Genomic DNA, 14,880 nt, shown 5'->3' on the forward strand with positions numbered 1-14,880 from the left:
TTTCAGTCCTCGGCTCGGGCGAGCGCCTCATCGACCGCGTCGGTGAACTCCTGGGTGGGCTGTGCGCCGAGCAGCGGTTTTCCTCCGATGACGAAGGCTGGGGTGCTCGAGACGCCGATCGACTGCCCTTCCTCGGAGACGGCTTCGAACTCCTCGTGGGCCTGAGTCGAATTCATGTCGCGCTTGAACTGCAGAGGATCGAGTCCGAGCTCCTCGCCGAGGCTGACGAGTGAGTCATCGTCGAGCTGGGATTTCGGGCGGTGCTCGCCGCCTTCGAATAGGGCGTTGTGGTAGTCCCAGTACTCATCCTGCATGCCTGCGGCGAAGACGGCACGAGCGGCCCGCTCGGACTCCTCGCCGAAGACCGCGAGGTCGCGCATTTCGATCCGGAGGTCACCGGAGTCGACATAGTCCAGCATCGCCGGCAGGGTGTCCTCGTTCCATGTTGCACAGTAGGGGCACTGGTAGTCCGAGTACATGACGAGAGTGGCCGGGGCATCGACGTCGCCGACCGCGTTCGTCTCTTCGGAATCCCTGTGCTCGACGAAGGACAGATCGACGTCCTCCTCGGCGGAATCGTTCTGCGAACTCGTACTCTGCCCCTGGGTATCGGCATCGGAGCCTCCCTGGTTGACGATGACGATGCCGATGACGACAGTGGCGAGGATGATGACGGTCAGAGGGACGAGCCAGAACATGGGGCCGCGTTCGGTGCGGAGCACAAAAGCCTCCTGGGGTGAGGGCGTCGGGTGTGATCGAGTCGACCAATTTACTATGGACCATAGTATACTAATGTGCATAGTAGACTCATGTCGTCACCATGTCAGAGAGGGGATCTCATGTTTGTCGACGCGCTCAGAGACGCCTACCGGGGCCTCCTGCTCTGGGACCGCAGGCGCATCGGTGTGGCCGCGGCCACGGCCGCGGGGTCCGCTGTGATCATCGGGTTCGCGACGGTGCTCATCCCCAATGCCCTCTTCGCCCGCGACATCCCGCCCGTGTGGTGGGACTACCCGGTGTGGATCCTCACGGCGCTGCTGCTCGGAATGCTCATCGCCAGCTATGTGCGCAGCCCGGGATCCGCATCCGAGGGGCGGTCGAGCGACCCGGACTCCGCTTACGAGGGAGGGGCACGCGGCCCGGAGGTCGCTTCCGAGGGGCGGTCGGGTGTCCTCGGCGGCGTGGGCGGAATGCTCGGATGGTTCGCCGTCGGATGCCCGGTGTGCAACAAGATCGCACTGCTGGCCCTGGGCTACACCGGCGCCTTGACCTACTTCGCACCGCTCCAACCCCTCCTGGCCGCAGTCTCGGTCATCCTTCTGCTGGCAGCCGTGATCATCCGTCTCAAGGGCCAGTACTCGTGCCCGCTTCCCACGTCCGAAAGGAGTACCCGCTCATGACTGACACCGACGACCGGGGTGCGAGCTCCTCGCCGATTCGCCTCGGCGCTCTCGAGAAGCAGGTGATGGGACTGCTGTGGGACCACGAACCGCTCACGGTTCGGCAGATCATCGAGCTCTCGGAGGCCGAGCCCGCCTACACCACCATCGCAACCGTGCTGACCAACCTCGAACGTAAGGGACTCGTCAGCCGCGAGCGTCGCGGCCGTTCGGTTCTCCACGCTCCGGTCGTCAGTCGTGAGCAGCACACTGCGCGGATGATGCGGGCGGCCCTGGTCGACGGCGGAGACCGAGCGGCCTCGATCCTCCACTTCGTCGAGGGCATCGATGCCGCCGACATCCGACTGCTGCGCGACTACCTCGAGGCGAAGGATGTCGCCGAATGAGCATGCTGATCAGCGGTGCGTGCGTCGCCGCGCTCGCCTTCGTCCTCGCCTGGGCCGGCCCTGCTCTCGTCCGCGCGGCCGCGCCGGTGCTCATGCGCGTGCCGCGCGTGGCGGTGTTCGCCCTCCTGTCCCTGCCGCTGCTGTCCTGGGCCGTGGTGACCGCGCTCAGCCTCATGGCGGCATGGCTGCTCAAGGGCCCCGATGTGCTGCCGATGCCCATCGGCGACGTGTGCCAGCGCTGCCTCATCGCGGCGAACCCCTTCGGCGGTGCTCAGATCGACACGCTCGTCCCCGTCGTCCTCTTCCTCCTTCTGCCTCTGGTCGTCTCCCTCGGATTCCTCATCCGTGGTGGTCTTCTGGCCAGGCGGCGGCATCGTGAGAACGCTGAAACGGCACGCCTCCTCAGCCGCGAGGCCGTGGACGTCGAGGTGGCCGGCCGGACCGTCAAGGCTGTGAGCGGTCGTCGTCTTCTGGCGTTCTCGCTGCCCCGCAGGTACGGGGGAGTGGTGCTGTCTGAGGACCTGTTTTCGGCACTGGAGCCAGGCGAGCTGAAGGCGGTGCTCGAGCACGAGAGGGCTCATGTCGACCAAGGCCACCATGCCGTCATGGCTGTTGTGGAGGCGTTCGTGCGGCCGCTGCGGTTCATCCCGCTCTTCGCCGAGGTCGCCGCCTCGGTCCCTCTCTACCTCGAGATCGCGGCCGACGACCGTGCACGGAAAGTCGCAGGGACACCCGCGCTTGCCAGTGCTCTTCTCAAGATCGGACCCCAGGTGGGAGAAGGCGGCCACCTCGGCGGCTCATATGCGCTGAATATCGCCGGGCCCGACCGGGTCCGGCAACTCGTCGCGCCCGTGGGGATGTCCCCGGGACTGCTGCCGACGGTGGCCCTGAGCAGTGCGCTGGCCGCCTTCTGCGTCCTCTTCTCCTCGGTCATCGCCACCTACGTCGGGGTCCTGCTCACTGGCTGCACCCTGCCCTGAAGGCAGTCCTGGGGCGAGGGCAAGCCGGATTCTGTCTTCCGTCCGTACTCTCACAGGCGCAGCTCGTGTCCGACGCTGCGGGCATATCCTTCCTTGACGAGGTCGAGGTGGGTCCACGAATCCAGGTAAGCGACCTCCGGCAGGGTTCGCAGAGACTCAACAGTCGCGAGCACTTCGCTCGAGACCTGGCCATGGACGGTGGCGATGAAGTCGAAGCTGCCGTGGGCGCGGGCGGCGAAGTGGATAGCTGGTGTGGCAAGAATCAGCTCTCGGACTGCGTTGACGTCCCCGCGGGCGGAGATCCCGAGACCGATGGAGAACCGGCTGCGCGAGATGCCGCCGGGCTGGATAGCTGAGATGCGGATGACACCTGCATCGAGAGGTTTCGTCACCCGCTCTCTGGCCGACGCGAAATCGGAATTCGCCCGCAGGGTCGACGCTGAGCCGATGCCGCCCCTCTTGGCGGAGGACTTCGAGGCGCCCATCGATCTGCCCTGGCCCGATTACACGTGGAATGGTGCTCGGGGCTGGTGAGACGACGTTCAGTAACGCATAATAGAACTTATGTCCGAATACGAGGTGCCGGCATGGATTGTGCGTTACCAGAACTTCAAGACGCTGTGCTCATATGTCTGCGGCGAGTACATCCGCTTCTACCTCACCACCGGATGCGACCAGATCAGCTACACGCATTCGCAGATCACCGAGGGACTGCCGACCTATTCGTGCCGTCTCGAAGCCGTCGACGAGGCGGTCCTCCTGCTGCCGCTCGACGACTGGCTCGAACGCATGGATGAGGTCCAGTCCGTGGTGCGAACCTGGCTGGGAGAGCACTCGGATCTGCGCGGGTGCCGACCGGAGAAGTCCCACTATCAGGGCGACCCGTACTGGTTCCGTCGGTGGCAGGACGCCAACCCCTGGTGATGAGCGGTCGGGTCATACACCCGTTTCCTCACCGGCGCCGGGATCGGCGGCGAATACGCGGCCGTGAATTCGGCAATCGACGAACTCATCCCGGCCCGCGTGCGTGGACGTATCGACCTCATCATCAACGGTTCCTGTTGGGCAGAAGGACGGAGCCGAGCGCATCGTCGGCGACATCGAAGACGGCGTCGAGGTGGAGACCTCCCAGGCCCTGCCGGCACCGGAGAAGATCATCACCGTGCGACAGCGGAAGACGATCTCCTTCGTCGAGATCATGAAGGTCGCGTTCACGATCTACCCCAAACGGTCGATCCTCTGCCTCATCCTCTTTGTCGGACAGGCGTTCCTCTGCAACGGAATCACCTTCAACCTCGTCACGCTCTTCCACGGGTTCTACGGTGTGGCAATGGCCAACGTGCCGATCTTCATCTTCCTGTGGTCGCTGAGCGATTTCGCCGGCCCCGTCACACTTGACCGGCATCTATGCGCCGTGGCCCTCGGCGTCCTCAGGTGATGTTCCGACCGGGGTCTCTGCCAACGAGGTCAACGGGATCATCGATTTCGTCCACCGCATGGAACCTGTCGGCGAGGTGGAACTCTACCGCGCGATCGGGGCTCGCCGATGGGGGCGGGACGCTTCCGTGCGGCCGTGCGCGAAGCGATCAGGCAGGGAGCTGTCTGGCACAATCGACGCGGCAGGCTCGAGCGCCGAGGTGACGAGACATAGGCCGGGCTCGGGCTCAACGGGTGATCGGAGACTCAGCTCGCGCGCATCAGCCCGATTCTCGTGCTCTGCGTGCCGAGGCGACGTCGTCGACGATGACGACGATGTGGCGCAGGCTCGTGATGAGTGAGCCGTAGAACGGCCAGGCGATCTGCGGAAGCGTCAGATCCTTCGAGCTATCGGTCGGCAGCTGCTCGAGGCGGTCGAAGATCGGTTGGACCTCGGCATCGGGATCGGCGATGGACCGTCCGGCATCGGCGGCGGCCCGTCGGCCCAGTCTGCTGGAACGCAGCGCTGTGGGGGGATTGATGCGTCGGCTCTCGCGGGCGAATCGCACGGTCTGCCATGCGGATTCGAGCTCCTGGGTCATGGCTTCTGTGCGTTCGAACCACTGCTGGGCAGCATCTGCGTCCCATGCGCGATGGAACTGGTCCGGCATGTCGATGAGCACGTCTCCCATCTGCCGGTTCACGCTGTCGATGTAGCGTGCCGCCTGCCGATCCTGCAGGAGCGGGACCACGAGGAGATTGACCACGAGGCCGACGGCCACACCGAGACCGAGTTCGAGCAATCGGTTGCCGAGCAGCGGCTGCTGAGAATCGAATCCGGAACCGAGGACGAAGATCGTCGTCTGCACACCTCGCGACAACGACCTGTAGACGGTGGCATGGACTGTCAGCAGCGCGGTCCACGGCGCAAGGAAAGCCATCTGGCTGTCCAGGACGGAGTCCGAGAGCCACCACGCCGCGGTCGCGGCGATCACACCCTTGGCGAACTGCAGCAGGTCGGTGGCGAATTCCGGCCAGAATAGTTCAGCTCCGGCAGAGGCGTAAGAGGGTGTGGCCGTCGCGTGTCGGGTCGACGGCTGCCTCGTCGGACTCGGGGGAGTGAGCAGCATCTTCACCTGATGGAGGTTGACGGGGTGGAGGCGATAGAGTGAACGAGTGTCTCCTGTGAGAAATTCGGCCCTCCGCCATGTCAGCGGACTGCAGCGAATCATCCCCTGGGCGATTGCCGGCGTGGCCAGCGCGGTGCCGGCGACCGTCGTTGCTTCGATGGCCGTCGATCTCATCCAGCAACGAGGACGGAAGTCGCGCATCGCTCCGCGACCGGGAACCTTCAGCTCGACGGTCGAACAGTCCGAACTCAACATCTACACTGACGGTTCCACCCTCTACGATGACATGCTCGATGCGATCGGCTCCGCCCGAGAGTCGATCCTCATGGAGACATTCATCTGGAAGAACGACGAGGTGGGGCAGAGGTTCATCGACGCGTTCAACGCCGCCTCCGCACGCGGGGTGGAAGTCCACCTCATCTACGACGGCTTCGCGAACCTGTCGGTCCCGAGTTCGTTCTACCATCAGCTCTCCGAATCCATTCATGTACTGCGCCTGCCGACGGTGGCACGGCGGTTCTGGCGCGGACCGATGCGCCACTCGGGATTCAACCATTCGAAGATCCTCGTCATCGACGATGATGTGGCATTCGTCGGCGGATTCAACATCGGAGCTCTCTACGCCCGTCACTGGCGTGACACCCACCTGCGATCGGTCGGTCCCGGGGCCTGGGGTCTGCGGCAGACGATCACGCAGGTCTGGAACGAATTCCACGACGCGGACGAACAGATCCCCTGGGTTCCTCCTGCGGCCTGGGAATCGAAGCTTCGGGTCTCGGCGAATCTTCCGATCCACCTCGTCTATCCGATTCGGAACATGTACCTCAACGCCTTCGCCCGGGCCCGGACGCGGATCTGGCTGACAACTCCGTACTTCATCCCCGACCAGCAGCTGTTGGCTGCCCTCATCGAAGCCGCCGGTCGGGGAGTGGACGTACGGGTGATGGTTCCGCAGGAGTCCAACCACATCCTCGGTGACTGGCTCTCACGAGGGTTCTTCGAGCAGATGATCAACTCCGAGGTCACGGTCCTGCTCTACACCGCGAGCATGATCCATTCGAAGGTCGCCACCGTCGACGGCGAATGGTCGACGGTGGGTACGGCCAACATCGACCGACTGTCGCTGACCTTCAACTACGAGACCAATGTCGAAGTCATCGACAGCGCATTCGCCGCTGAAATGGAGAAGGTGTTCGAAAGCGACTCCGCACACTGTGTCGAACTCGGCTCCGAGTGGCTCAACCGCCACCGGCTGACCAAGCTCGCCGAACGTGTGCTCGTGCCGATGCGCCCCTGGCTGTGATGCGGGCTCATCCGTTCCCCTGATCCTGGTCTTCGGCAGGTTCAGCCTGTGCGCTTCTTCGTCTGCTTCTGCGAACGGATGCTGTGCACGGATTTGCACAGCGCTTCCATCAGGTCGATGACGTCGCCGGACGGCGCTTCATCCTCCTCGTCCTCGGGGAAGGCCTCCTCGAGGTCGAGCGTCTCACCCTGGTCAGAGATCTGGGCGCGGGAATTGACACCCTTGAAATCGACGTCACGGATCTCATCGGCCCAGCGCAGCGTCTGGAGCATGAGCAGCTTTCCGCACACGCGCAGGATCGCCAGCCGGGTCCGGGTGCGCAGGGTGATCTTGACGATCGCCGTCCGGTCCGTGTCCTCGAGCGTCTGGCGCAGGAGCAGATAGGCCTTGGGCGTCTTCGATGTCGGTTCGAGGAAGTACGACTTCTCCAACATGATCGGGTCGATCTGATCGCTGGGGACGAACTGCAACACGTCGAGGTCGTCGCTGTCATCGGCGGGCAGAGCCTCGAAATCCTCGTCCGAGAGGATGACGCGATGATCGCCGTCATCGTAGGCCTTGACGATGTTCTCGTAGTCGATGACCTTGCCGCATTCCTGACAGCGGTGCTGATTGCGGATGCGCCCGCCATCCTTTTCATGCACCTGGTGCATCCGCACATCGTGGCTTTCGGTCGCCGAATACAGCTTCACCGGCACATTGACGAGACCGAAAGCAATCGACCCGGTCCAAATCGCTCTCATACCTCCATTGAAACGCAGGCACCGAAGCTTGGCCAGCCCCTGCGTGACTGTCGCCCGGGGCCTTCTACGCGGAGAAGACCCCGGCTGCTGCCCGGCAATGCATGGAACAGGGCATTGCAAGTGTGATCACGTGGGTGGTGATCACGTCGTCGCCTTCTCCTCGCCGGCACCGTTGTCGTTGAACCCGATGAGCTCATAGCCCATCTCGGCGAGCTCCTCGTCTTCGGAGCCCGGGGGCGTGTCACCATTGATGGGCCGCCCGGCTGTCTCATTGAAGAAGTGGATGCCGATGAGACCGATGATACCGGCCGCGACCAGGTAGAAGGCTGGGAAAAGGTCGAATCCCGTCTGCTTGATGACGAAGGTATTGACCGCTGCCGTGGTGCCGCCGAAGATCGCCGTCGAGATGTTGTAGCCGATGGCGAATCCGGAGAAGCGCACCTGCGTGGGGAAGATCGCCGGCAGTGTCGCGGAGACGCAGGATTGGAGCATCACCTGGAGCAGGGCGATGATGCCCAACCCGAGGATCTGCCAGCCGGGGCCCTCTGCATGCATGAGCATGAAGGCGGGCACGGAGAGGAGGATGAAACCGATCGCCGAGGTGTACAGCACCGGTTTGCGGCCGATGGAGTCCGTCAGCCGCCCCAGCGGGGTGATGACGACCATCATCGCCGCGAGCAGACCGATGAGCATGAAGTTGCTCTCGACCTCCGAATGCCCCAGCGTATCGGCCAGATAGGTCGGCATATAGGTCAGCACCATGTACTGGCCGATGTTGAGCAGAACGACGAACGCCATGAGCATCGTGATCTGCTTCGAATATCCGCGGAACAGATCCCGGAAGGGCTTCCTCGTCGTCTTCTGCCGCGACGTCGCCTCGGAGAAGGCCTCGGGCTCATCGAGTTTCATCCGCAGCCACAGAGCGATTGCGCCCAGCGGCAGGGTGAGCAGGAAGGGCAGACGCCACCAGCCGGCGTCCATGCCGTCGCTGCCGACGAGGACGAGGAGGATGGTGCAGACCAGAGCCGCCGAGGCGGTCCCGGCCACGGTGCCGAGTTCGAGGAAGGAACCGCAGAAGCCACGTCTTCTATCCGGTGACGATTCCGCCATGTAGACCGCGGCACCGCCGTACTCCCCGCCGGTGGAGAAGCCCTGGACCATCCGGCACAGGAGCAGCAGGATCGGGGCGAAGGCGCCCAGAGTGGCATAGGTGGGCAGGATGCCGATCAGTGTGGTCGGGATCGTCATCATGATGATGGTCAGGACCATGACGTGCTGGCGCCCGATCTTGTCGCCCAAGGGGCCGAGGACGAAACCGCCGAGCGGCCGGAAGACGAAGGAGAGGGCGAGGAAGGCGAAGGTGAGGGCTACGCCCCATTCGCCGGGGAAGAACGCATTGGCGATGTAGACCGAGACATAGGAGTAGACGCCGTAGTCGAACCATTCGACGGCGTTGCCCAGCGCTGAGCCTCCGATGGCGCGCTTGAGTGTGCGTTTGTCGTCTGGCGGCATCTTGCTCATGTCGATGCCGTCCGGCGTGGGGATCTTCTCGTCCGATGAGGATTCGCTCATGATTCTCAACCTCCCGACTGTCTGCGGGTGTGATCGAGCGGTGGTCTCACACCCGTTTTCGTGTCGCTCAACTGAGCCGGACCAACTCGGCCCGAATGCCTGCCCGAGGCAGGGTGGGCGCTTGCGCTCGGGACATTACCACGTCCGGGCAGCGTTGTGGTGCCCCCTCGTGCGCTGCGCCGAAGTCGAGTACCCTGCAGTCCACAGGAGGTGCCCATGCCACGTCAGGAGCAGAAGGTCACCGTCGACGGCCATCGGCTGACGCTGACCAACCTCGACAAGATCCTCTACCCGGAGACGGGGACGACCAAGGGCGAAGTCCTCGACTACTTCGCCAGGGTCGCCGAGCCGTTCATCCGTCATGCTCGGGATCGCATCGCCACGCGCAAACGCTGGGTCGACGGCGTCGGCACGGCCGAGGATCCGGGACAGGTGTTCTTCGAGAAGGATCTGCCCGACTCCGCCCCGTCGCGGATCCCCTCGCGCGCGATCCGCCATTCCACCGGATCCAAGCGGTACCCGCTGGTCAACGACCTGGCGACGCTGACGTATCTGGCCCAGATGGCCTCACTCGAGATCCACGTGCCGCAGTGGACGATGCGAACCGGGGCGAAGGACCCCGGCACCATCTCGTCAGACAGCAGGCACCCCGATCGGATGGTCTTCGACCTCGACCCCGGACCGGGACGGGGCTTGGCCGACTGTGTCGAAGTCGCCCAGCTCGTCCGCGAGCTGCTCGACGGAATGGGCCTCGACGTATTCCCCGTCACCAGCGGCTCGAAAGGTGTCCACCTCTACGCTCCGCTGGACGGGACTGCGACGTCCCAGGAGATCTCCGATGTCGCTCACGAGCTTGCCCGCAGCCTGGAATCCGATCACAAGGACCTCATCGTCTCGGCGATGAAGAAGACCCTGCGGGAGAACAGAGTGTTCATCGACTGGTCGCAGAACTCGGCGGCGAAGACCACCGTCGCCCCCTACTCCCTGCGCGGTCGACTCGCTCCGACGGTCGCCGCGCCCCGCACCTGGGCCGAATTCGATGATCCGGCGACTGTCGAACAGCTGCGTTTCGAAGAGGTCCTCGATCGTCTCGACGACGGAGACCTGCTCGAGCCCCTCACCGAGGCGACCGGCGGCAGTGTCGAAGCACCGCAGGAACCCGAGCGCGATCGATTGGAGATCTATCGGAGCAAACGGGATCCGAAGCACACGAGCGAACCTATCCCCGACAGGCACGGTACGAGCGGACGCGACCTCAGCTTCGTCATCCAGGAACACCATGCCAGCAGCCTGCACTGGGACTTCCGGCTCGAACACGAAGGGGTGCTCGTCTCCTGGGCGCTGCCGAAGGGCCCGCCGACCGATCCGAAGCACAACCGTCTGGCCGTGCAGACCGAGGACCATCCGCTCGAGTACGCCGACTTCGAAGGACGGATCCCCAAGGGCCAATACGGCGCCGGCGAGGTCTCGATCTGGGACGCCGGGACCTGTGAGGTCGAGAAGTGGGAGGACGGGCATGAGATCATCGCCGTCCTCCACGGCCGGAAGGACGGCGGGCTCGGGGGAGTGCGCCGCTTCGCCCTGTTCAACACCGGTGAGCATGGTCCGAACAAGGACCCCGAAAAAAACTGGATGATCCACCTCATCACCGGGAGAGAGTCGAAGTCCGACCAGACTTCGAAGTCTGCGACCGGCCAGGACGGAGGGCCGCGAGCATCGGACATCCAGCCGATGCTCGCTCGCATCGGAGACCTCGGCTCGGTACGACGAGAAGCCGAGGACTGGGCGTTCGAAATGAAATGGGACGGGATCCGTGCCCTCGCGACGGTGAGAGCAGCCAGCGGAGACTCTCCCGGAGGAGTCGTCCTCACCAGCCGCAACGGGAAGGACATGACTCAGACCTATCCCGAATTGGCGGAACTGGCGGACTGCGTCGACTCCGACTGCGTCCTCGACGGAGAGATCGTCGCCCTCGGGCCCGGCAGCCGCCCCGACTTCGGGCGTCTCCAGCGGCGCATGGGGCTGAGCCGCACGGCCGACGTCGAGCGCGAGCGTCGGAGGACGCCCGTGCACCTCATGGTCTTCGACGTGCTCGAGGCAGGAGAGGACTCCCTCCTGCGCGTGCCCTATGTCGATCGGCGGCAGCGGCTGGGGGGCCACGTGTCCGAGGGCGAGAGCATCCATGTCCCGGAAGCCTTCGAGGGAAGCATCGACGAAGCGATGGAGTCCAGCAAGCAGCTCGGACTCGAAGGCGTCATGGCCAAGCGGAGAGACAGCGTCTACCTCTCGGGTCGACGCACGCAGACGTGGGTGAAGCTCAAGCACTCCATGACCCGAGACGTGATCATCGTGGGCTGGCGCACCGGCACCGGAGAGCGCTCGCCGACCTTCGCCTCCCTCCTGCTGGCAGCCTATGACGGAAACGATCTCGTCTATCTGGGCCGCGTCGGCTCCGGCTTCGACGAACACGGGCTGCGCTCGCTGCGCCGCAGCCTCGACCGGTTGTCACGGAAGACACCGCCGCTCGAGGTTCCGGACGCCGAATCACGTGATGCTCACTGGGTCCGGCCCGCCTTGGTCGGTGAAGTCCGCTACGCAGGAGAGACCGATGCAGGACGGTTGCGCCACCCCATCTGGCGGGGCCTGCGCGATGACGTCGACCCGGGTGACGTCCGTATCTGAACGGGGATCGCTGCCGACTCTGCGCCCCCTTACATGAACACGGGAACTGCGTTAGTGTCAGTGGCACCATGACCTCGACACCTTGAGGAGAAGTGGTCATCATGCCGAAAACCACCAGTTCGGGAACCCCGAAGAAGTCGGAGCTGCCCGCAACACTGAAACGGTCGAGCCAGAAGGCTCAGCGCACGTTCGCCAAGGCCTACGACTCGGCGATGGATGAGTATCACGATGAGGAACGGGCCCACCGAGTCGCCTACGATGCGCTCAAACACACCTTTGAGAAGGTCGGCGACCGGTGGGAGGCCAAACCTGCGCCCGGGCCTTCCGATTCCCAGAGCAAGGGCGGGAAGAACACCAACCGTCAGACAGCCGGCGGTGTCGATGCGAATGCCTCGAAGGAGCACCTCTATGCAGAGGCGAAGCGACTCGGCATCTCTGGCCGCTCGACCATGACCAAGGACGAACTCGTCGAAGCGCTCGAACGCGAAAGCAGCCGGAAGACGAAGAACAGGTCCTGAACAGCCCAGCACGAAAGCACACGGCTGAATCAATTTCAGCCCGGACGAGAAGGAGAAGAAGTTGAACACACCTGAGAGCATCGCCTACACCGCGAAGGCCCAGATCACCGGTGGCCGAGACGGACACGGAGCCACCGACGACAAGATGGTCGACGTCGATCTGCGCACGCCGAAGGAGCAGGGAGGACCGGGCGGCGGAACCAACCCCGAACAGCTCTTCGCCGTCGGCTACGGAGCCTGCTTCCAGGGCGCACTCGGCCTGGCCGGAAAGGAACAGGGCATCGACACCTCGAAGTCGGTGGTCAACTCGCAGGTGGGAATCGGCAAGGAGGGTGAGAGCTTCGGACTGTCGGTCAGGCTCGAGGTCTCCATTCCCGATGTCGATCACGAGACCGCACAGAAGCTCGTCGACCGCACCCACGAACTCTGCCCGTACTCCAAGGCCACCCGCGGCAATATCCCGGTCGAAGTCGTCGCCGTCTGAGAGCAGTGGTTCGGGACTTCAGTCCTCCTCGTCGTCCTCTTCGTCGAGGGTGCTGAAGTCCTCCACCTCTCGGGGGCTTCCCGCGATGAGGATCTCATCGTTGGCGTAGAGAGTGACATCCTGATCGGCGATGTCCCAGCTCTCCTCGCCGTCCCGCCTGAACGCCACCACGCTGACTCCGTATTCGCGCTTGATGTCGAATGAAGCCAGTGGTGAGTCCGAAATGCGCACCGGCGGAGCTGTGCGGGCGAGAACGAAATCTTCGCTGACCGGCATGAAGTCGGACATGTGCCCGCGGATGAGATGCGCCATGCGGCGGCCCATGTCGTTCTCCGGCCGGATCACATTCTCGATCCCCAGTTGACCAAGAATGTCCGCGTGCGTCTGGCTGACAGCCTTGGCCCAGATGTGGCGATTCCCGATCTTGAGGACTTTCGAAGCAGTGAGGATGCTGGCCTCGAGATCGCCGCCGATCGCGATCACCACTCGTGTGACACTGTCGATGCCGAGCTGACGCAGCACCGTCTCATCCGTTGCATCCGTCCGAGAGACGAAAGCCAACTTGTCAGAGTATTGGGCGATGACTGCCTCGTCGATGTCGATGCCGATGACATCGACACCGTAGGCGGCCAGCTCTGTGGCCAGGGACCCGCCGAAGCGGCCCAGCCCGATGACGGCCACGGCTCCGTGCCGCGCCATGGGTGTGGGGTTGCCCATGAAGAACGCCGCGGGCCTCGTGCGCCACTTCCTTCTCTTCATATACGTTGTCCTTTCCGAACCGATGTGACGACTGAATCTGGATGAAGTCGATGGTGAACCGGACGCTCAGCCGATGAGCGGCCGTTCGACCGGGAGTTCGTAGCGAATCGTCCGGGCCCTCAGCGCCAGACCCGAGGCGACGGTCACCGGCCCCAGACGTCCGAGGATCATCACCAGAATCAGGACGATCTGACTCACTCCCGACAGCCCGGCGGTGATGCCGGTCGACAGGCCGACGTTGCCGAACCCCGAGATCACTTCGAAGAGGATCCGATCGAGCCCGAGCTGTGGCGCGTCGAGCATGAGGATGGCAACCGCCGTGGCGATGAGCGCCAGAGCCAGAACGATCACCGTCGTCGCCTGCCGGTGAGCCGAGCGTGCCACCCGGGCTCCGAAGAGGTTCGTTGAAGTGCCTCCGGTGATCTCGGCCCACGTCATCGCCAACAGCACCAGAATGGTGGTGATCTTCACGCCGCCCGCTGTTCCCGCAGGACCACCGCCGATGAACATGAGGATGTCCATGCCGAACCAGGTGGCCGGGTGCAGCTGCGAGATGTCGACCGAGCTGAAGCCGGCTGTGCGCGTGGTCGTCGATTGGAATGAAGCCGCCTGCACTTTGCCCCACCAGTCGAACTGGCCGAGAGTGTCGGGGTTGTTCCATTCGACGACAGCGATGAACACGGTGCCGGCCAGGAGCAGCGCGGGCGTCGCGACGATCACTGCGCGTGTCGTCATGTTCCACGCCAGCGGAGTCCGGTAGCGGCGGACGATCTCGATGAACACGGGATATCCGAGTCCGCCGAGGATGATCGCCGCGGCGATGGGTGCGCACACGAAGGGATCAGCGGCGTAGAGGGCGAGGCTGTCGGTTCGGAGTCCGAAGCCCGCGTTGTTGAACGCCGAGACTGCATGGAACACACCGTCCCACAACGCGGTTCCCGCCTCCTCGCCATAGGAGGTGAAGAAACGCAGGAACAGCACCGTCGCGACGATCCCCTCTGTCGCGGCGGTCAGACAGATGATCCGCAACACCATGGGCCTGATGCCTCCGATATCGGAAGTCTTGGCCTCGGCGGCGGCCGACTCGCGGAGTCTGAGACCCGCCTTTCCCGCAACGAGCATGGCCAGCAGAGTGGTGAGCAGGAGGACACCGAGGCCTCCGGCCTGGATGAGGCCGAGGATCACGGCTTGACCGAAGAACGTGAAGTCGCTGCCGGCCGAAAGCACCTCCAAACCCGTGATGCTGATCGCAGAGGTCGCAGTGAAGAGAGCAGACAGCAGCGAGATACCGCCTGGAGTGGTTGTCGCGGCGGGCAGCATCAGCAGGCCTGTTCCGATGAGCAGGGCGGCCAGATAGGTCACGACCACACGGTCGATGGCATTGCGATGAGGATTATGGACAGACGGCATGCTGTCGACTCCGAATGACTTCCGCCATTGTCACCATGGCTCAACAGTACTGCTGTTCGCCAAGGTCACAAAGGGTCGTCTGTGGTGCAGCCTCATG

The 14,880-nt window shown here is 64.0% G+C and carries 16 protein-coding genes; 9 read left to right on the forward strand and 7 right to left on the reverse strand.

Annotated elements, in window-relative coordinates:
• Positions 1 to 2: 2 nt before the first annotated feature.
• Positions 3 to 722, reverse strand: a complete 720-nt coding sequence (locus tag ACPUD7_RS12845; protein ID WP_425120118.1) for a DsbA family protein — start codon at positions 720 to 722, stop codon at positions 3 to 5.
• Between the two features lie 117 nt (positions 723 to 839).
• Between ACPUD7_RS12845 and ACPUD7_RS12850 the strand changes: the two genes are divergently transcribed.
• Genes ACPUD7_RS12850 through ACPUD7_RS12860 form a run of 3 tightly spaced genes read left to right on the forward strand, consistent with a single transcriptional unit; the run spans position 840 to position 2,766 of the window.
• The gene (locus tag ACPUD7_RS12850) at positions 840 to 1,400 is read left to right on the forward strand and encodes a hypothetical protein (RefSeq protein ID WP_425120119.1); all 561 of its coding nucleotides are present in this window, start codon (positions 840 to 842) and stop codon (positions 1,398 to 1,400) included.
• The gene (locus ACPUD7_RS12855) at positions 1,397 to 1,786 is read left to right on the forward strand and encodes a BlaI/MecI/CopY family transcriptional regulator (RefSeq protein ID WP_425120120.1); all 390 of its coding nucleotides are present in this window, start codon (positions 1,397 to 1,399) and stop codon (positions 1,784 to 1,786) included. Before ACPUD7_RS12850 ends, ACPUD7_RS12855 begins: the two co-directional genes overlap by 4 nt.
• On the forward strand, positions 1,783 to 2,766 hold the full coding sequence (locus tag ACPUD7_RS12860; RefSeq protein WP_425120121.1) for a M56 family metallopeptidase: 984 nt from the start codon (positions 1,783 to 1,785) through the stop codon (positions 2,764 to 2,766). The genes ACPUD7_RS12855 and ACPUD7_RS12860 overlap by 4 nt, the downstream gene beginning before the upstream one ends.
• Before the next feature lie 50 nt (positions 2,767 to 2,816).
• Here ACPUD7_RS12860 and ACPUD7_RS12865 read toward each other — a convergent pair whose 3' ends face one another.
• A complete protein-coding gene (locus ACPUD7_RS12865) occupies positions 2,817 to 3,158 on the reverse strand; it encodes a hypothetical protein (RefSeq protein WP_425120122.1) in 342 nt (113 codons plus the stop codon).
• Between the two features lie 172 nt (positions 3,159 to 3,330).
• Here ACPUD7_RS12865 and ACPUD7_RS12870 point away from each other — a divergent pair, with 172 nt between their 5' ends.
• A complete protein-coding gene (locus ACPUD7_RS12870) occupies positions 3,331 to 3,690 on the forward strand; it encodes a hypothetical protein (RefSeq protein WP_135538955.1) in 360 nt (119 codons plus the stop codon).
• A 103-nt stretch (positions 3,691 to 3,793) separates the two neighbouring features.
• Positions 3,794 to 4,204, forward strand: a complete 411-nt coding sequence (locus ACPUD7_RS12875) for a hypothetical protein (protein WP_425120123.1) — start codon at positions 3,794 to 3,796, stop codon at positions 4,202 to 4,204.
• A 259-nt stretch (positions 4,205 to 4,463) separates the two neighbouring features.
• Here the strand turns inward: ACPUD7_RS12875 and ACPUD7_RS12880 are convergent, their stop codons facing one another.
• Positions 4,464 to 5,312, reverse strand: a complete 849-nt coding sequence (locus ACPUD7_RS12880) for a hypothetical protein (protein WP_240689720.1) — start codon at positions 5,310 to 5,312, stop codon at positions 4,464 to 4,466.
• A 46-nt stretch (positions 5,313 to 5,358) separates the two neighbouring features.
• Between ACPUD7_RS12880 and ACPUD7_RS12885 the strand changes: the two genes are divergently transcribed.
• A complete protein-coding gene (locus ACPUD7_RS12885; protein WP_240689697.1) occupies positions 5,359 to 6,615 on the forward strand; it encodes a phospholipase D-like domain-containing protein in 1,257 nt (418 codons plus the stop codon).
• Between the two features lie 41 nt (positions 6,616 to 6,656).
• Here the strand turns inward: ACPUD7_RS12885 and ACPUD7_RS12890 are convergent, their stop codons facing one another.
• Both ACPUD7_RS12890 and ACPUD7_RS12895 read right to left on the reverse strand, forming a co-directional pair.
• On the reverse strand, positions 6,657 to 7,358 hold the full coding sequence (locus ACPUD7_RS12890; RefSeq protein ID WP_425120124.1) for a Ku protein: 702 nt from the start codon (positions 7,356 to 7,358) through the stop codon (positions 6,657 to 6,659).
• A 141-nt stretch (positions 7,359 to 7,499) separates the two neighbouring features.
• Positions 7,500 to 8,930 carry an MFS transporter gene (locus tag ACPUD7_RS12895; RefSeq protein WP_425120125.1) on the reverse strand — a complete coding sequence of 477 codons (1,431 nt, stop codon included), beginning with the start codon at positions 8,928 to 8,930 and terminating at the stop codon, positions 7,500 to 7,502.
• Positions 8,931 to 9,146: 216 nt separating this feature from the next.
• Between ACPUD7_RS12895 and ACPUD7_RS12900 the strand changes: the two genes are divergently transcribed.
• From ACPUD7_RS12900 to ACPUD7_RS12910, 3 genes are all read left to right on the forward strand, one after another.
• Entirely contained in the window at positions 9,147 to 11,612 is a 2,466-nt protein-coding gene (locus ACPUD7_RS12900) for an ATP-dependent DNA ligase (protein ID WP_425120126.1), read from the forward strand.
• 101 nt (positions 11,613 to 11,713) lie between these two features.
• Complete coding sequence (locus tag ACPUD7_RS12905; RefSeq protein ID WP_135538951.1) at positions 11,714 to 12,130, forward strand: ChaB family protein; 417 nt, start codon at positions 11,714 to 11,716, stop codon at positions 12,128 to 12,130.
• Between the two features lie 61 nt (positions 12,131 to 12,191).
• Entirely contained in the window at positions 12,192 to 12,614 is a 423-nt protein-coding gene (locus tag ACPUD7_RS12910) for an organic hydroperoxide resistance protein (protein ID WP_135538949.1), read from the forward strand.
• A gap of 18 nt (positions 12,615 to 12,632) precedes the next feature.
• Here ACPUD7_RS12910 and ACPUD7_RS12915 read toward each other — a convergent pair whose 3' ends face one another.
• Both ACPUD7_RS12915 and ACPUD7_RS12920 read right to left on the reverse strand, forming a co-directional pair.
• On the reverse strand, positions 12,633 to 13,373 hold the full coding sequence (locus ACPUD7_RS12915) for a potassium channel family protein (protein WP_425120127.1): 741 nt from the start codon (positions 13,371 to 13,373) through the stop codon (positions 12,633 to 12,635).
• Between the two features lie 66 nt (positions 13,374 to 13,439).
• Positions 13,440 to 14,783 (reverse strand): TrkH family potassium uptake protein, encoded by a 1,344-nt coding sequence (locus tag ACPUD7_RS12920; RefSeq protein WP_425120128.1) that lies wholly within the window; start codon positions 14,781 to 14,783, stop codon positions 13,440 to 13,442.
• Between the last annotated feature and the right edge of the window lie 97 nt (positions 14,784 to 14,880).

Source organism: Brevibacterium sp. FAM 24630 (assembly GCF_049804075.1).
GTDB lineage: Bacteria > Actinomycetota > Actinomycetes > Actinomycetales > Brevibacteriaceae > Brevibacterium.